The organism is Colwellia sp. SU-HH01217, assembly GCF_057543495.1.
The window spans coordinates 30,776-48,290 of record NZ_BAAJLX010000008.1 but is presented as its reverse complement, the minus strand read 5'-3'; the positions used below and the strand labels follow the sequence as shown (position 1 = coordinate 48,290).

The window sequence follows — 17,515 nt, the reverse complement described above, 5'->3', positions numbered from 1 at the left end:
AAATAGATTGGTTGCGGGAGCCAGATTTGAACTGACGACCTTCGGGTTATGAGCCCGACGAGCTACCAGGCTGCTCCATCCCGCGTCCGAATGACTTAGATAACTCGAAGAAAGCCAATATTTATTTTAATTCTAATATTAAAGAATTGGTTGCGGGAGCCAGATTTGAACTGACGACCTTCGGGTTATGAGCCCGACGAGCTACCAGGCTGCTCCATCCCGCGTCCGAATGACTTAGATAATTCTAAGAAAGCCAATATTTGTTTTAATTCTAATATTAAGGAATTGGTTGCGGGAGCCAGATTTGAACTGACGACCTTCGGGTTATGAGCCCGACGAGCTACCAGGCTGCTCCATCCCGCGTCCGAATGACTTAGATAACTCTAAGAAAGCCAATATTTATTTTAATTCTAATATTAAAGAATTGGTTGCGGGAGCCAGATTTGAACTGACGACCTTCGGGTTATGAGCCCGACGAGCTACCAGGCTGCTCCATCCCGCGTCCGAATGGTTTAAGAAAATCTTAAACAAGCCACAATAGTTTGTATTCATATTGTAAGAATTATTATCAAAGCACATGACCTTGAAAACGAGGCGTATAATAAGGATACCACTGTAAGATTGCAACCTGTTTTAGTAATTAATTTCTCAATCGCTCAAATGTTCAGCTAAACGATTCAATTACATACTTTTTGATGGATTATTTATCGCGTTTTAGTTTTTTCGCACCGTATCGCTAACTATTAGTCGTCATTTATTAGTTAACTGTTTAAGTGAGCGGTGTCTTTGTTTATAATCGCGCTCACTATTTCTACTATCTTTTGCAGATAATATAGAATCGATTATTTTTCGGAAACTCACATGTATCAATTTTTAGCGTTAACATCACCTGGCATAGAAGTTCTCCTTGCTGACGAAATCAGAGATCTTGGTGGTGACCAAGTGACTCAAAAACCAGAAGGTGTTTATTTTACTGCCTCTCTTGCTAAAGGCTACGCAATTTCATTATGGACTCGCATGGCAACAAGGGTGATGTTAAAGCTAGGCGAAGGGGAAGCGAATAATAAGGATCAATTATATAAAAGTGCAAGTTCTATCAATTGGGCTGAACACTTTTCCCCATTTTCAACCTTTGCCATTGATTTTGTTGGTGTCAGTGAAGAAATCCGTAATACCCAATTTGGCGGTTTAACAGTAAAAGATGCAGTCGTCGATCACTTTACCGAACAAGGGATAGATAGACCTTCTGTAGACAAGTCATCGCCTGATATCCGTTTTCAAGCTCGCTTGTTACGTCAACAAGTGGTTATTTATCTTGATTTTTCTGGTCGCGGCTTATTTCAACGTGGTTATCGGAAAAACTCTGGTGCCGCCCCTTTAAAGGAAAATTTAGCTGCAGCAATTATACAGCGTTCAGGTTGGTTAAAAGACACCAGTAAACCTTTACTTGATCCTATGTGTGGTTCAGGGACTATTTTAATAGAAGCCGTTTCTATGGCGGCAAAACAAGCGCCAGGTATTGAAAGAGACTCTTGGGGTTTTGCTCATTGGTTAAAGCATGATGAAGTATGCTGGCAAGAGCAATTTCATAGTGCCAAAGTGCAATCTCGAAAGGGGTTAAACGAACTCACAAAAGTTAAAGTTTTTGGTAATGATATTGACAGTCGAGTCATTAATACTGCTCAACAAAATACTCGCAATGCTCAGCTACAGCAGTTTATTGAATACTCTTGCAAAGACATTAACACCTTAGATAATAATTTTGGTAAATCAGGCACGATATTATTTAACCCTCCTTATGGTGAACGGATTGGTGAGTTACCTGAACTTGTGGAAAATTTTGTTGTGTTTGGACAAACCCTTAAATCACAATTTTTAAATTGGCGTTTAGCTATCTTAACCGCGAATGTTGATATGTTAGCCATGTTGAAACTCTCTAGTTTTAAACGTTATAAGTTTAAAAATGGCCCCTTAGATTGTCAGTTTGCTTTATATGAAGTCAATGATAAACAGTTAGCCAAGGATGCAGTAAACCCTAATACTGATTTTGGTTTACAACAAGATTCAGATTTTGCTAACCGCTTAGCGAAAAACATTAAAAAATTAATAGGTTGGTTAAAGTCTGAACAAATCGAGTGTTATCGTTTATACGATGCTGATATTCCTGAATATAATGTCGCAGTAGATATTTATGGTGACTATGTTGTGGTGCATGAGTACGCCGCACCATCGAGTATAGATACCGATAAAGCTGCAAAACGCTTACAAGAAGTTATTTATTGGGTGCCTAAAGTGCTCAATATTGCCACGGACAAATTAGTTTTAAAAACTAGACAAAAACAAAAAGGCAGTAATCAATACCAAAAAGTTGATAAATCGCAACAATCGATTGTCGTAAGAGAATACGGTGCGCAGTTAAAAGTTAACTTATGGGATTACCTTGATACAGGCTTGTTTTTAGATCACCGTAAAACACGTCAAATAGTGGCGAAAAAGGCAAAAAATAAATCACTGTTAAATATGTTCGCTTATACAGGCTCAGTTTCTTTACAAGCTGCTTTGCATGGCGCAACCTCTGTTACTACTGTAGATATGTCGAATACATATCTAAACTGGGCACAAGATAACTTTACGTTAAATAAACTGGTTAGTCATAAATATCAATTTGTCCAAGCCGATTGTTTACAATGGTTAAAGGACTTTGATGCCAGTAAAAACACACCTTTTGATATCGTTTTTATCGATCCTCCCACGTTTTCTAACTCAAAGCGTATGGAAGATAGCTTTGATGTGCAACGTGATCATGTTGCATTAATAACTGATGCATTAAATGCTTTAGCGGAGAAGGGTGAGATAATTTTCACCAATAATAAACGTAATTTCAAAATGGATATGGAAGCTATGAATAAGTTAGGTTTAAAAGTAAAAGCAATGTCTGAACAAACCCGAGATAAAGATTTTGCGCGCAACAAACATATTCATAATAGTTGGTCTTTGGTTAGATCTTAACGTATAGCTCACTCAATGGATAATATTAATGAAAGTACATTTTAATTTATACAGTAGCGAAGGGTGTCATTTGTGCGAACTTGCTTTAGCAATTTGTCAATTGTTAATTCCAGATGAACAGCTTCAAATTATTGATATTGTTGAAGATGACAAGCTAGTAGAATTATATGGTGTCCACATTCCTGTGCTTGAATGCGTTAACGAAAGTGAAGAAAACACCCAATTATTTTGGCCATTTACTGCTGAACAAGTAAGCCAGCTAATAAACTAAACACGCAATATTTAATTGAAAAAGTTACCAACAGTTCAAGCTATTTTAAACGTTTGAACAATAAAAGAAGTTAATTATATTTATGGAATTATTAAGAATTACCAATGCAGAACTTGCTTTTGGTGAAGATAAAATTTTAAACAAAGCTGAATTAAGTGTGCAAACAGGTGAGCGTATTTGTTTAGTTGGCCGAAACGGTGCGGGCAAGTCTACTTTAATGAAAATATTAATGGATAGACAAACCTTAGATGATGGTCAAATTTTAAAATCTAGTACAATGCAAATGGCGATGCTAGAGCAAGATCCACCAGAATCTTCTGAAATGAGCGTTTTTGATTATGTTGCTGAAGGTGTTAAAGAAAATGCTGATTTAATACGTCGCTATCACGCCATTATTCATGATGTCACTCAAAATCCATCAGAAACAAACCTTAATAAACTGAGCAAGGTTCAAGAGCAACTCGAACAAGCCAATGCATGGCAAGATGAACAGCGGATTGAGCAAGTAATGAGTACATTATCATTAAATGCAGAAGCGAAAATTTCAGATTTATCCGGTGGATGGTTAAGAAAATTGGCTTTAGCTAAAGCATTAGTCACACAACCTGACATTTTGCTGCTTGATGAACCGACCAACCATTTAGATATTGAAAGTGTCTTGTGGCTTGAAAAATTTCTAAAAGATTTTGCTGGTACGATAATATTTATTAGCCATGACAGGGCATTTATCCGCGGGTTATCAACACGTATCCTTGATTTAGATAGAGGCCAGCTAAAAAGCTATCCTGGTGATTACGACTTATACATTGAACAAAAAGCACACGATTTACAGGTAGAAGAGCAACAAAACGCACTATTTGATAAACGCTTGGCAGAAGAAGAGGTTTGGATCCGTCAAGGTATTAAAGCTAGAAGAACCCGTAATGAAGGTCGAGTAAGAGCACTTGAAAAACTTCGTTTAGAGCGAAAAGCACGACGAGAAGTAAGAAATCAAAGTACGATGAAGATCACCCAAGGGGATCGCTCAGGAAAATTAGTCTTTGAAGCAGAAGATTTATCTATTGCTTTCGATGGTAGAACCATCATCGAAAAACTTAATTTATTGATTACTCGTAATGATCGCTTAGCACTTATTGGTGGTAACGGCACAGGTAAATCAACGCTAATCAAATTAATAATGGAAAAGTTAAAACCTACCAGTGGGAAAATGCGCTCAGGGGTTAATCTTGATATAGCCTATTTTGATCAGCACAGAGAAGCACTAGATCTTAATCAAACCGTTCAAGAGATAGTAGGTGAGGGGAAACAAGAGGTCATTGTTAATGGTAAGCCACGTCATGTACTTGGCTATCTTCAAGATTTTCTGTTTAGCCCTAAAAGAGCACGTACACCAGTAAGAGCTTTATCCGGTGGTGAGAAAAACCGACTATTGTTAGCCCGACTGTTTTTGCGACCAAGCAATTTACTTATTCTCGATGAACCGACTAACGATTTGGATATTGAAACTTTAGAGTTACTTGAAGAAGTTGTTGCAAATTATGCTGGAACCGTTATTTTAGTTAGCCATGATCGAGACTTCGTTAATAATTGTATTAATACCTGCCTGTACTTTGATGGAACAGGTCAAATTAATCAAATAGTTGGCGGTTATGATGATGTTGATAGTTATCTAGCGCAAAAAGCGCAACAACGTAAAGCACTTGAAGACGGTGCCCTTGAAAAAGCGAAAAAAGAAAAGCAACAAGTTCAATTGTCAAACAATACAGTTACTCAAAAGAAAAAGTTAACATTTAAAGAAACTAAAGAGCTAGAAACACTGCCAGATGAAATAGACGCACTGGAAACGTTAATAGAGTCACTACAAGATCAAGTTAATCAAGGTGATTTTTTCAGCCAAGATGAACAAGTAACTAAAAAAATATTGAACCAGCTACAAGAAAGTGAGTCAAAGCTCGAAGTCACCTACGCAAGGTGGCAAGAATTAGATGAGCGGTAAAATCATTACAACATTTAAAAATACGCAGTGTTAGTGGTAAGTTATCAAAATATCACTAACACCATTAATACCAAGTATTACGCAATAAAGAGTTAAGAAGTTAATGAATAGATTTGTAAAATCGATGTTGGCACTCTCAGTAACCAGTGCTATGACCATGTCTATGGTAAACGCCGCAACATATAAAGTAATTGATAAAGGGGTTGCTAGCGTTAAGTATACTTATGCACAACATGCCAATAATGCAGGTGATATGGTACTGTCTGGCACCAATGTATATAATTTCCCTGTTCAATTTCAATATCTTACTGAAAATGATTTTATCAGTATTGTTAACTATGCTTTTGTTAATCAGTTGGTTGAGCACGAGTTAGAACCAATTGAAGATTATGATGCACTTGTTGCTGGGAACCCAACACCCAATGATTTAGCATGGACGGTATTGTGGTTAACAACTAAGAATGGCAATTACCTTTATCAAGAAGTTGAAGGTACTGTGGTGATGTTAAACTCTGGTGATACAAGTGAAGAGATCCCAATTTTTGACGTACCTTTTGCTGGTGAAGATAGCCCAACTCGATCAACTTACGATGTAGTGAAAGGTATAACTGGTAGTAGCTGGATATACGGCACGGCTTCATCTCCTTATCTTCCTCAAGAATTCGTCAACAGTAATGGTGACACTGTTACCTATTGGGGGAGTGACTTTTCTAGCCGAGGGTTTTATTCCCCAGACAGAGGAGCAAGTGTCTACTCAATTATCCCACCGAGTGAACAAAACTCAGATCCTACTAAAAACTATGGGGGAGTTTCAGGTATTTTAGATGCAAGCGAAACACAAATTGTGGTTGGCTTTATGAGTACAGAAATGAACCCAAATATTCAAGAAAACCTTGAGTCTGAAACAGATTCGAATGGGTGTAATAACCCTGATGTTCTTGATGATGTTCCTAAAAACATTTGTGCGCAAACATACCGCGATGACGGTAATACGAGTGCATATCAAGTGAGAGCGTTTCAAGCGACCATTAGTGCAAGCGGCGAAACATTAACTGAAAATTTAGGTTTATTGGTGACTCCTCACGAAGATGACCCACGTTCTTATGAAAGTTATGCCCAAGCGGTTAACGATGAAGGGGTTGTGGTTGGTTATTCTCATGGTTGGGTAGATGAAAAAGAAACTGATCCATCAACCAATCAAGGAAGAAGTTTGTACGCTGTGTTATTTAAAGATGGCAAAGTCACTTCTTTTGCTAAAGATCATAATACTGATTTTGACTCACGTGCGTATGATATTAACAATGCAGGTATAGCAACAGGTCATGTCACCAAAGCCATTAATGGTAAGTTACGTACTAAGTTCTATTATATTGATACTACAAATCCTGATGAAATGGAGATGGTATTCCCGACAGACTTTTTCGACAGTTCATCAAGTACCGCAAGAGCAATTAATGAAAGTGGCTTTATTGTTGGTGAAGGTGAGGTAGAAACTCACACTGATAATTCGTCAAACCCACGAAGAACTCACGCTTTTATTTATGATATTAATAACGATGTTTTTACGGATGTTAATGACTTATTAACCTGTGCGAATCCATACAGCATTATCGAAGCCAGAGACATTAACGAAGATAATGTTATTTCAGCTTCAGCTATATATAAAGTGCAACGTCGTGATGCTACAGGGGAGTTAATGGTTGATGATAAAGGTGATCCATTAATGGAAGATGTGGTACGTGCTGTAACTCTTGAGCCTATGCCTGATGATGGTGTGGTTTGTACACCTGAAGAAGAAGGTAAGGTTGTTCGTCAAGGTGCAAGTCTTGGATGGTTGTCATTATTCACTTTATTTGTTTTAGGCGTTAGCAGACGTTTTAGAAAACGTAATTGATATGCTTAATTTTGGCGTTGCCAAGTTTTATTCATGACAACCTTATTTAGGACGGGTCATTGTTAGGAAACTAAAAAAGTACGCTATGCGTACTTTCTTTTTATTTAAATTTATCGCTTGATCAATACCTTAATTATTTCGGCTTATTTTGTTATTGCAATAACGTAATCTGTTGTCTATTTGTTAGTAGTGCAAGTTGATAACAATGGGTTGTTAACTTGTTATTTTGACCGAACAAATGGAGACAATAGCAATGATGAAGAGGCAAAAAAGAGATCGTCAAGATAGGGCGCACTCAAAAGGTTATCGAGCTGGAATTTCAGGACGTTCAAAAGATCACTGTCCATATCAAAATTTAGAAATAAAATCAGAATGGTTAGGGGGATGGCGAGAGGCCATTGAAGATAGGCAGCAAGGCTTAATTAAATAAGAAAACTTAATAATTGTATTATTAACAAATAAATATAAGCTCGATACCTTAAGTGTACCGAGCTTTTTTTATAAGATTAAAAGCTAGATGTATCAGTAAATAAACCTACTTTTAAATCAGTCGCTGTATAAATAACACGACCATCTACAGATACTGTACCATCGGCAATACCCATGAAAAGCTTACGCTTAATCACACGTTTAAAAGTAATATTGTAAGTCACTTTTTTAGCTGTAGGTAATATTTGTCCTGAAAATTTCACTTCGCCTACGCCAAGTGCACGCCCACGACCTGGACCACCAGACCATGCTAAATAAAAGCCGACTAATTGCCACATGGCATCTAAACCTAAACAACCTGGCATTACCGGATCACCTTTAAAGTGACAGTCAAAAAACCATAGATCGGGAGTAATATCTAATTCTGCAATGACTTCGCCTTTACCAAATTCACCACCGTTTTCATTGATAGTCAAAATTCGGTCCATCATCAACATGTTGTCAGAAGGAAGCTGGCTATTGCCAGGGCCGAACATTTCACCTGTGCCTGCTTTGATAAGATCTTCTTTTGTGTACGCGTTCTTTTGTTCCATTATGGGTTCCAAAAAGTTATTGCTGTAAGCTTAATTACCATTAGCCGATTCCCAATAAATAAGATTATCAGCTAATAAGAAAAATTTAAGAAGGCTACTTTAGCGAACACTTGTACACTAAACAACTCCGAACAGTTAAAAACTCATACTTTTATTGATATATATAGCTGAATATAGGTTTTTATTGCTATTATTTTGGTTATGCGTAACCATATTAGTTAACAGTAACTACTATTTGAGGAAATATTGATGACAGAGAAAAAAGTAGCAATGACCAATGCAGAAAAACAAAAAAAATACCGAGAACGCCAAAAAGAACGAGGTATGAAAGAAATGCGCGGTTATTTATCTGAAGAGGCATTAGTATGTTACAAGTTAATAGCCGAGCAAACTCAATGGTCTGACAGTGTTATTTTAAGTAATGCCGTTAGGTTAACTTACGCGGCCTATAAAAATGGTCAAATTGGTTTGCTTAATTCATGGTTAAATGACAATAAATATTAATTCGTTAAGTTTTTAATTCGATTGTTTTAAAACACAATCCACTATATTCTAGCGTTTGATTAGCCTGATGCTAATAACACTTATTTATTTGCGCTTAGTTATTATTTTCCAATGCAGATGTATTTTTCCAAAATTTAAGGTGATATTTCATTGATAAATGTTCTTTTAGTTGATGATCATGAATTAGTTCGTACTGGTATTCGTAAAATACTTGATGAAGTTAAGGGCATGAAAGTCATTGGCGAAGCAAAAACCGGTGAAGATGCGGTTAAGTTTTGTCGCCAATGCGAACCTGATATTGTGCTAATGGATATGAACATGCCGGGTATAGGTGGCTTAGAAGCCACTAAAAAAATTATTAGATATTCTCCAGACATTAAAGTTATTGTATTAACTGTCCATAGCGAAGATCCTTTCCCTACAAAAGTAATGCAAATGGGCGCGTCTGGCTATTTAACTAAAGGTACAGGCCCTGACGAAATGGTTAATGCTATTCGCGCAGTTAATAGTGGTCAACGTTACTTACCAGCAGATATCGCTCAACAAATGGCGCTTAATCAGTTTAAGTCTGCTGAAGATAACCCTTTTAACGATTTGTCAGAACGTGAACTGCAAATTATGTTAATGATCACTCGGGGTGAAAAAGTACCAGATATTTCGGTGCAACTTAATTTAAGCACTAAAACTATTAATAGCTATCGATATCGTATGTTTGAAAAACTTCATGTGGGAAATGACGTCGAATTAACTCACCTAGCTATTCGACATGGTATGTTAAATACAGAAAAATTATAAATTAATGCGTAGAGACTTTGTCTATGCATTATCTCAAAATATGAGTGCTTCCATTGGCTGAACAAGAAAAACCATTATCTCCAGTATCAACCCCTTCTTTTGATCACCAAGCTTTTCTTCAATCGGTTACTCACCATCCTGGTGTTTATCGAATGTTTGATCACAAGCAAACTGTTATTTATGTTGGTAAAGCAAAAGATCTTAAAAAGCGTTTAACAAGTTACTTTAGAAAAGATGTATCGAGTGTTAAAACGAAAGCGTTAGTTAAACAAATTACCGCAATTGATGTCACCGTAACGCATACAGAAGGTGAAGCATTAATTTTAGAAAATAATTATATAAAGCGTTATCAACCTAAATATAATATTTTATTACGAGATGATAAGTCATACCCATATTTATTGATTACCGATCATCGTCATCCTAAATTAGGCTTGCATCGAGGTGGTAAAAAAATCAAAGGGGAGTATTTTGGCCCTTATCCTTCGGTTGGTGCTGTTTGGGAAAGCCTTCGTTTAATGCAGAAACTGTTTCCATTACGCCAATGTGAAGATAGTTATTATCGTGCTCGAAGTCGTCCTTGTTTACAGCATCAATTGGGCCGCTGTTCAGCACCTTGTGTCGATAAAATTACAGTAGACGATTATCAAGAACAAGTTAAATTAGCTAAATTATTTTTAAGAGGTAAAAGCTCAAACGTTATCGATGTACTTGTTAACAATATGGAGCAGGCAAGCAAAACTTTGGATTTTGAAAAAGCCGCGAAATATCGTGATCAAATTTCAACCTTGCGTAAGGTGCAGCAACAACAATTTGTTAGTGGCTTAGCTTCTGAAATGGACGTTGTTGGTTTTTACCGTTTTAAATCTCAAGTTTGTATTCATTTATTGTTTATTCGTGATCATAAGATATTAGGCAGTAAAAGTTATTTTCCAAGTATCCCAAGTGAAACCAGTAACAGCGATTTGATTGAAGCTTTTATTGGCCAACATTATTTGGTTGACGATACATTACATGGTGCAATTCCTAAAGAAATAGTCATTCAAGAAAACTTTGAGCAATTAAATTCACAAGCTGCCTTATTAACAAAACAAGCAGAGCATGAGGTAAAAATATCCGTTAATGTTCGCACAGAACGAGCACAATATTTAAAATTAGCTTGCACAAACGCTGAAACAGCATTGGTGTCTCGTAATAGTCATAAAGAATCTATGCAAGCAAGATTTGTTGCACTTAATGAGGTTTTTGAACTGTCTAACGGCATTAATCGTATTGAATGCTTTGATATAAGTCATACCATGGGACAACAAACTATTGCTTCTAATGTGGTCTTTAATCAAGAAGGTCCGTTAAAAAGTGATTATCGCCGTTACAATGTTCACGGAATAACCCCTGGCGATGATTATGCTGCCATGGATTTTGCTTTAAACAAACGCTACGGCAAGTTAGGTAAAGATAGTAATGTAGAGGCAGATGATAAATTACCTGATATTGTTTTTATTGATGGGGGGAAAGGTCAATTAGCTAAAGCTGAAACATTCTTTGCTGAATTAAATTTATCTCGAACACCTTTATTAGTTGGTGTAGCGAAAGGGGAGTCGAGAAAGCCTGGACTGGAAACCTTAATATTAGGAGGTAGCCATCAATTAATTTCATTACCAGGTACTTCTCCGGCATTGCATTTAGTTCAGCATATCCGTGATGAGTCTCATCGCTTTGCTATTACAGGCCATCGAGCTAAGCGACAAAAAGCGAGTAAAAAATCAACACTTGAATCTATACCTGGAATTGGTGCAAAAAAAAGACAAGCATTATTAAAGTATTTAGGTGGGTTACAAGAAGTACAACAGGCTGATCGCGCAACCTTAGAAAAAGTTCCTGGTATTAATAAAGTGTTGGCAGAAGTTATTTATGATGCATTACACGATAATTGAGCATGACAACTAACAATGAACCTGTGTAAAATGTCTTAAAAAGGTTAGGCACTTTATTCTGGGTTCATTGATAATAAAAAGAATTAATGAATATACCTTAACCATCACTAAAAATAGTAGTTAATCACCTATGTGGACAATTCCAAATCAAATTACCTTATTTCGGATTATTTTAATCCCAATCTTTATCATTGTTTTTTACTTACCTGTTTCTTGGAATCACTTTGGTGCATTTTTAGTTTTCTGGTTAGCCTCCGTTAGTGATGCCCTCGATGGTTACCTCGCGCGTAAACTTAATCAATCTTCTTCTTTTGGGGCTTTTATAGACCCCGTGGCTGATAAATTAATGGTAGTAGCCGCATTAATTATTATTGTACAAGATTATCAGGTGTGGTGGATTTCAATTCCTGCGGTATTAATGATTGCTCGAGAAATTTTCATTAGTGCCTTACGAGAATTTATGTCTTCTAGAGGCAAAAGAAATGAAATTGCCGTTTCTGATATGGGAAAATATAAAACTTTTGCACAAATGTTGTCTTTACAAGGTTTAATTTGGCACCCTGATTATGATATTCCTTTAATTTTGTTTGATTTGCCTTATGAAATTTTAATGGGACTGGCATATATTTTATTTTTTGTTGCAACAATCCTCACTATTTGGTCGATGTTATCTTATTTTAAAGTCGCATGGCCTGAACTTAAGGTTGAAAAATAAGCAAAAAAAGCCTTTGTCAGCTAAAAAATAAGCAAATTAGATGCTTTTTAAGCAGTCAAAATAAAATTGATATTTAAGTGTTGACTCCCAAGTATATCAATGTAAAATGCGTTTCCAGTTGGCAGGGAGTCAACGCAATAAAGCGGCTGTAGCTCAGTTGGTAGAGCATCACGTTGCCAACGTGAATGTCACGAGTTCGAGTCTCGTTAGCCGCTCCATTTTTTTAGTCTATGATTTATCATAGGCAATAATAAAATGAACGGCGGGTTGGCAGAGTGGCTATGCAGCGGATTGCAAATCCGTGGACCTCGGTTCGACTCCGGGACCCGCCTCCATAATTTATTTTGTGGATGTAAATGGACTTAGTTTCAAGACTAAGAAGTAGGAAACCAATTTCTACTATAAAAAATAATTATCCGATGCCCGGGTGGTGGAATTGGTAGACACAAGGGATTTAAAATCCCTCGCTCATAGAGCGTGACGGTTCAAGTCCGTCTCCGGGTACCACTTATATTTATAACGTTATAAGTTGGATAATGAATGTATGTTGGCACATACAGGTAAATAAAATTTGTATTAAGTTAAAATGAAGCGGCTGTAGCTCAGCTGGTAGAGCATCACGTTGCCAACGTGAATGTCACGAGTTCGAGTCTCGTTAGCCGCTCCAATCTTTACTTTTTATTAATTTAGTTATAACTCTACGAAGCGGCTGTAGCTCAGCTGGTAGAGCATCACGTTGCCAACGTGAATGTCACGAGTTCGAGTCTCGTTAGCCGCTCCATTTTTATTATTTGAAATAATAAAATCAGTAGGTACCAAGCCTACTATAAAAATACTTATCCGATGCCCGGGTGGTGGAATTGGTAGACACAAGGGATTTAAAATCCCTCGCTCATAGAGCGTGACGGTTCAAGTCCGTCTCCGGGTACCATCTTTAATTTTTATTGATATTTAGCATTTTTATAAAGATTAACGTATTCGTAAAAATTCATAAAAATCCCTTACCAACTCAAATTTATTGATACTTCTTATTTACATGTAAATAAGCCTATTCCAAATAGCCAATCGCTCGTTTAAATTGAGTATTATTTTTTCAGGTATTATTTCACTGATATTAGAACAAATTTTTCATATTCATTTACTTTCAACAATCTATTTATCTTTCTGTTTTATCAATATATTTTTTTAATAAATTTATTCTATTGGTTAAAGTTTTACCTAAAGCGACTCACATTGCTCACAGTGAAATTGCAATGCCTTACAAAGGTATGATAAAAGTGCTTATCGTCATCATTAATTCAGAATAAATATATTTTAGCTTTTTATCTGTGGTTAATTAATGTGCAGTTCTAGCTAGGTTTACATTAATAAAAGTAAAAATACTGTTACTTATGATTAATTCCGAAATAAATTCTGTTTAAACGGAATATTTAGTAGGACATTCAGTAATTATTGGATTAAGATGCGCAAATAAATTTCATTGTAATTAACTCAAAATAGTAACCATTACTATTTAATTATTATTAGGGCAAGCACATGCTTTTTACTGGTTCGTTTATTACCGATTGCACAATCCGTCAAAAAATTCGTGAATTTTATCGTATTGATGAAAATATAGCCGTAGATCATATTCTACCTTTAGCTGAAGTTAATGTGAGTGCCAGAAGTAGGGCTTGGGAAAGAGCTCGTAAAATGGTACTGCAAATTCGCCAAGACCAATCAGGTAATGGTGCAATTGATGCTTTATTACAAGAGTATTCTTTGTCGAGTGAAGAGGGTGTTGTATTAATGTGCTTGGCAGAGGCACTTTTACGTGTACCAGATAAGCATACTCAAGACGCATTAATTCGTGACAAAATATCTCAAGGTCAATGGAGTAGCCATTTAGGTAGTAGTGAATCATTATTTGTAAATGCATCGTCTTGGGGATTACTGATCACTGGCTCTATGGTGAAATATAGTGATAGACGTGCAAAAGACAGCTTTGGTTTATTGAAGAAAACTATTGGTCGTTTAGGCGAACCAGTTATTCGTAAATCGATGAACTATGCCATGAAAATTATGGGCAAACAGTTTGTTATGGGCGAAACAATTGTTGCAGCAACAGAACGTGCGGCAACCAAAGAACAACAAGGTTATGTATACTCTTACGATATGTTAGGTGAGGGCGCGCGAACTATGCGTGATGCCGAGCGTTATTTAAAAGCATATCAAGATGCAATAGAAACTATTGGTAAGGTATCATTAGCCTCAGGTAAAAATAATCCGCGTAAAGTGCCGGGTATTTCAGTAAAGCTTTCAGCGATTCACCCACGTTATGAATTTAGCCACAAAGATCGTGTTATGGCTGAAATTGTACCGAAACTTAAAGCACTGTGTTTACAAGCTAAAAAATATAACATCGGTTTAACCGTTGATGCAGAAGAGTCTGAGCGTTTAGATATCTCTTTGGATATTATTGAAGCGGTATTTAGTGATAAAGATTTAGGAGACTGGGACGGTTTTGGCATCGCCTTACAAGCGTATCAAAAACGAGCTATTTTTGTTGTTGATTGGTTGCGTGATTTAACAGTACGTGTTGATCGTAAAATGATGATCCGCCTAGTAAAAGGTGCTTACTGGGACAGTGAAATTAAAAATGCCCAAAAAGATGGCCATCAGCATTTCCCAGTCTTTACCCGTAAATCGTCAACGGATGTTTCATACCATGCTTGTGCCAATAAGTTATTAGAATACCGAGACACGATTTATCCGCAATTTGCGACACATAATGCCTATACTGCAGCGACAATTGTTGAATTAGCTGGTGATGATAAAGAAGGGTTTGAATTCCAGTGTTTACATGGCATGGGAGATTCTTTATATGATCAAATTGTGGCAGGTGAAGGCATTCAATGTCGTATCTATGCACCTGTTGGTCAGCATGAAGATTTATTAGCTTATTTAGTACGCCGCTTATTAGAAAATGGCGCTAACTCATCTTTTGTAAATGCTATTGTTGATGAGTCTCAACCTGTAGAATCACTGTTAGAAGATCCCGTTGAAAAAACTCAGCGCTTAAAAGACAAATACAATAATCAAATCATTAAACCTATCGCTTTATATCATGACGCTAAAGGGGAAGGACGCGATAACTCTAAAGGACTTGATTTAACAGACATTAATGTGATCACGCCATTAAAAGAATCACTCGATAATTGGTTTACGGAGCATCAATGTAATGTTAATGACATTCCAGCAGATGCAAGTGCGGTTAAAAACCCGGCAAATCATAGTGAAATAATCGGTTTCCATCATCACCATGATAATGACCAAATGCTGACGATGATCGAGTCCGCGCAAAATGCTTTTGCTTCTTGGTCTGCTACGCCTGTATCTGAGCGTGCTGCTCTATTATGTCGTGTTTCGGATATATTAGAGCGCCATACTGATGAGTTAATTGCTATTTGTATTAAAGAAGCAGGTAAAATTGCTCAAGATGGTATTGATGAAGTAAGAGAAGCGGTAGATTTCTGTCGTTATTATGCACAAAAAGCGATTGATCTTGAAGCAGATGAACGTTTGGAAGCTCGTGGCGTTGTTTTATGTATCAGCCCATGGAATTTCCCATTAGCAATATTTTTAGGACAGATAGCTGCTGCGATATCTACAGGTAATACAGTAATTGCAAAGCCTGCTGAACAGACAAGTTTAATTGCCTTGCGCACCATTGAATTAATGAAGTCTGTAGGTTTACCTGAAGGGGTTGTACAAGTTGTTATCGCTCGTGGCTCACAAGTTGGTAGCGTTATTATCCCTGACGAGCGGATTCAAACGGTGATGTTTACAGGTTCAACAGAAACAGGCACTGTAATCTCGCAAACCTTGGCGGAACGTGGCGGTGACCAAGTACCATTAATTGCTGAAACCGGCGGCCAAAATTGCATGATTGTTGACTCGACTGCTTTACCAGAGCAAGTAGTTGACGACGTTATTTCTTCAGGTTTTCAGTCTGCTGGTCAACGTTGTTCAGCACTGCGAGTATTATTTTTACAAGAAGATATCGCTGATAGCGTAATTACTATGCTTAAAGGCGCATTAGCAGAGTTGCACGTAGGTAATCCTGAAAATTTAAGTACGGATATTGGACCGGTTATCGATCAAAAGGCACTTGATGCACTTAATGCTCATAGTGAATATATGCAAGATAACGGTAAGTTGTTATATCAATGTGAAATTGCCTCAGATGTATTAACCAATGAGCAATTCTTTTTTGCGCCACGGTTGTATGAAATTGCTGATATTAGCGTATTGAAAAAAGAAGTATTCGGTCCGTGTGTTCATGTTGTTCGTTTTAAAGGTAGTGATATTGAAAACGTTATCGACGAAATTAACGGTACAGGCTTTGGTTTAACTATGGGTATTCATACTCGTATTGAACAGCGTGCGTTTGATTTAGCAAAATTATCACGCGCAGGTAATATTTACATCAACCGAAATATGATTGGTGCTATTGTTGGTGTACAACCTTTTGGCGGTCGAGGACTTTCTGGCACAGGACCTAAAGCAGGTGGTCCAAATTATTTAAGTCGTTTAGTTAAGGAAAAAGCGACACCAGATGCCGAACAATTTAATTTACTTCCCTCACAAGTAGAAGCCTTAGATGGTGGTGAGCAAGTTGAGATTGAAGCCACTCTGTTTATGAACAGAGCCAATGCGGCAGAAAAAGATTGGCGCTTAACTGAGCTAAACACACGTATTTCTAGCGTACGTCAACTATTAGCCAAAATTGCACATGTCGATATTGTTGATGATTTAGCTGACGATTTAAATCGAACGTTAACCTCAGCTCGTTCACAATTAATTAGTATTGAAAAACGTTTGAAAAAACCGACATTTTTGCCGGGTCCAACGGGTGAGTCAAATGTTCTGTATTTAGAAAATCGCGGTACTATTATTTGTTTTGCGGATAAAAATGTATCTTTTCACTTCTGGTTACTCTCTATTGTAACGGCTTTAGCAACGGGAAATACGGTCATTACTGTTGTTTCAGATCTGTTTTATGAAGAAGCAATTGCCTTTAGAGATAAGTTTTTAACCACTGGACAAGATGAAAACGTGTTTCAAGTGGCTCGCTTGTGCCACTTATCAACGATGTTAGTTCATCCATCTTTGTCGGGTATTGTTGTTGATAGTTTATGTGATCGTAAACACTTCTTCAGCGAAAAACTGGCAGAGCGTCAAGGCGCAATACTACCTGTCATTAGTTCAGAGTATATGGATAATTTAATTCAACGTTTATTAACGGAAAAAACCATTAGTGTGGATACCACAGCCTCAGGTGGTAATACTTCATTAATGACATTAGTGGAAGAAGATTAACGACCATTAAAGAA

General features: G+C 36.9%; 11 protein-coding genes and 10 tRNA genes. 16 read left to right on the top strand and 5 right to left on the bottom strand.

Going from position 1 to position 17,515, the window contains the following annotated elements; genetic code table 11:
• Positions 1–8: 8 nt before the first annotated feature.
• The 4 genes from AC27G3_RS11285 to AC27G3_RS11270 all read right to left on the bottom strand — a co-directional run bounded on the left by AC27G3_RS11285 (position 9) and on the right by AC27G3_RS11270 (position 502).
• Positions 9–85 (bottom strand) — tRNA-Met (locus tag AC27G3_RS11285).
• Positions 86–147: 62 nt separating this feature from the next.
• Positions 148–224, bottom strand: a tRNA-Met gene (locus AC27G3_RS11280).
• 62 nt (positions 225–286) lie between these two features.
• Positions 287–363: transfer RNA gene (locus tag AC27G3_RS11275), tRNA-Met, on the bottom strand.
• Positions 364–425: 62 nt separating this feature from the next.
• Positions 426–502 (bottom strand) — tRNA-Met (locus tag AC27G3_RS11270).
• Positions 503–861: 359 nt separating this feature from the next.
• On the opposite strand from AC27G3_RS11270, the gene rlmKL reads away from it, so the two are divergent.
• The 5 genes from rlmKL to rmf all read left to right on the top strand — a co-directional run bounded on the left by rlmKL (position 862) and on the right by rmf (position 7,600).
• Entirely contained in the window at positions 862–3,009 is a 2,148-nt protein-coding gene (rlmKL, locus tag AC27G3_RS11265) for a bifunctional 23S rRNA (guanine(2069)-N(7))-methyltransferase RlmK/23S rRNA (guanine(2445)-N(2))-methyltransferase RlmL (protein ID WP_487121614.1), read from the top strand.
• Between the two features lie 28 nt (positions 3,010–3,037).
• A complete protein-coding gene (locus tag AC27G3_RS11260) occupies positions 3,038–3,280 on the top strand; it encodes a glutaredoxin family protein (protein ID WP_487121613.1) in 243 nt (80 codons plus the stop codon).
• Between the two features lie 82 nt (positions 3,281–3,362).
• Positions 3,363–5,276, top strand: coding sequence for an ATP-binding cassette ATPase Uup (uup, locus tag AC27G3_RS11255; RefSeq protein WP_487121611.1), 1,914 nt, complete (start codon positions 3,363–3,365; stop codon positions 5,274–5,276).
• Positions 5,277–5,379: 103 nt separating this feature from the next.
• On the top strand, positions 5,380–7,170 hold the full coding sequence (locus AC27G3_RS11250) for a DUF3466 family protein (RefSeq protein ID WP_487121609.1): 1,791 nt from the start codon (positions 5,380–5,382) through the stop codon (positions 7,168–7,170).
• A 256-nt stretch (positions 7,171–7,426) separates the two neighbouring features.
• Positions 7,427–7,600, top strand: a complete 174-nt coding sequence (gene rmf / locus AC27G3_RS11245) for a ribosome modulation factor (protein ID WP_487121758.1) — start codon at positions 7,427–7,429, stop codon at positions 7,598–7,600.
• Positions 7,601–7,676: 76 nt separating this feature from the next.
• Here rmf and fabA read toward each other — a convergent pair whose 3' ends face one another.
• Positions 7,677–8,192 (bottom strand): 3-hydroxyacyl-[acyl-carrier-protein] dehydratase FabA, encoded by a 516-nt coding sequence (gene fabA, locus AC27G3_RS11240; RefSeq protein WP_487121607.1) that lies wholly within the window; start codon positions 8,190–8,192, stop codon positions 7,677–7,679.
• A gap of 249 nt (positions 8,193–8,441) precedes the next feature.
• On the opposite strand from fabA, the gene AC27G3_RS11235 reads away from it, so the two are divergent.
• From AC27G3_RS11235 to putA, 11 genes are all read left to right on the top strand, one after another.
• Positions 8,442–8,696, top strand: a complete 255-nt coding sequence (locus AC27G3_RS11235; RefSeq protein WP_487121606.1) for a hypothetical protein — start codon at positions 8,442–8,444, stop codon at positions 8,694–8,696.
• Between the two features lie 150 nt (positions 8,697–8,846).
• Positions 8,847–9,491 (top strand): UvrY/SirA/GacA family response regulator transcription factor, encoded by a 645-nt coding sequence (gene uvrY, locus AC27G3_RS11230; protein ID WP_487121604.1) that lies wholly within the window; start codon positions 8,847–8,849, stop codon positions 9,489–9,491.
• A 53-nt stretch (positions 9,492–9,544) separates the two neighbouring features.
• Positions 9,545–11,425 carry an excinuclease ABC subunit UvrC gene (gene uvrC, locus AC27G3_RS11225; protein ID WP_487121602.1) on the top strand — a complete coding sequence of 627 codons (1,881 nt, stop codon included), beginning with the start codon at positions 9,545–9,547 and terminating at the stop codon, positions 11,423–11,425.
• A gap of 130 nt (positions 11,426–11,555) precedes the next feature.
• A complete protein-coding gene (gene pgsA, locus AC27G3_RS11220) occupies positions 11,556–12,140 on the top strand; it encodes a CDP-diacylglycerol--glycerol-3-phosphate 3-phosphatidyltransferase (protein ID WP_487121600.1) in 585 nt (194 codons plus the stop codon).
• A gap of 142 nt (positions 12,141–12,282) precedes the next feature.
• A tRNA-Gly gene (locus AC27G3_RS11215) sits at positions 12,283–12,358 on the top strand.
• 43 nt (positions 12,359–12,401) lie between these two features.
• Positions 12,402–12,475, top strand: a tRNA-Cys gene (locus AC27G3_RS11210).
• 86 nt (positions 12,476–12,561) lie between these two features.
• Positions 12,562–12,647: transfer RNA gene (locus tag AC27G3_RS11205), tRNA-Leu, on the top strand.
• An 84-nt stretch (positions 12,648–12,731) separates the two neighbouring features.
• Positions 12,732–12,807 (top strand) — tRNA-Gly (locus AC27G3_RS11200).
• 38 nt (positions 12,808–12,845) lie between these two features.
• Positions 12,846–12,921, top strand: a tRNA-Gly gene (locus AC27G3_RS11195).
• 64 nt (positions 12,922–12,985) lie between these two features.
• Positions 12,986–13,071 (top strand) — tRNA-Leu (locus tag AC27G3_RS11190).
• A 605-nt stretch (positions 13,072–13,676) separates the two neighbouring features.
• Positions 13,677–17,501, top strand: a complete 3,825-nt coding sequence (gene putA / locus AC27G3_RS11185) for a bifunctional proline dehydrogenase/L-glutamate gamma-semialdehyde dehydrogenase PutA (protein WP_487121598.1) — start codon at positions 13,677–13,679, stop codon at positions 17,499–17,501.
• The last annotated feature ends 14 nt before the right edge of the window (positions 17,502–17,515 follow it).

Excerpts from the sequence above, each read along its gene's own strand:
- pgsA (WP_487121600.1), top strand. The coding sequence starts at position 11,556 with ATGTGGACAATTCCAAATCAAATTACCTTATTTCGGATTATTTTAATC.
- AC27G3_RS11235 (WP_487121606.1), top strand. The coding sequence starts at position 8,442 with ATGACAGAGAAAAAAGTAGCAATGACCAATGCAGAAAAACAAAAAAAA.
- AC27G3_RS11260 (WP_487121613.1), top strand. The coding sequence starts at position 3,038 with ATGAAAGTACATTTTAATTTATACAGTAGCGAAGGGTGTCATTTGTGC.
- rmf (WP_487121758.1), top strand. The coding sequence starts at position 7,427 with ATGAAGAGGCAAAAAAGAGATCGTCAAGATAGGGCGCACTCAAAAGGT.
- uup (WP_487121611.1), top strand. The coding sequence starts at position 3,363 with ATGGAATTATTAAGAATTACCAATGCAGAACTTGCTTTTGGTGAAGAT.
- putA (WP_487121598.1), top strand. The coding sequence starts at position 13,677 with ATGCTTTTTACTGGTTCGTTTATTACCGATTGCACAATCCGTCAAAAA.
- rlmKL (WP_487121614.1), top strand. The coding sequence starts at position 862 with ATGTATCAATTTTTAGCGTTAACATCACCTGGCATAGAAGTTCTCCTT.
- AC27G3_RS11250 (WP_487121609.1), top strand. The coding sequence starts at position 5,380 with ATGAATAGATTTGTAAAATCGATGTTGGCACTCTCAGTAACCAGTGCT.
- fabA (WP_487121607.1), bottom strand. The coding sequence starts at position 8,192 with ATGGAACAAAAGAACGCGTACACAAAAGAAGATCTTATCAAAGCAGGC.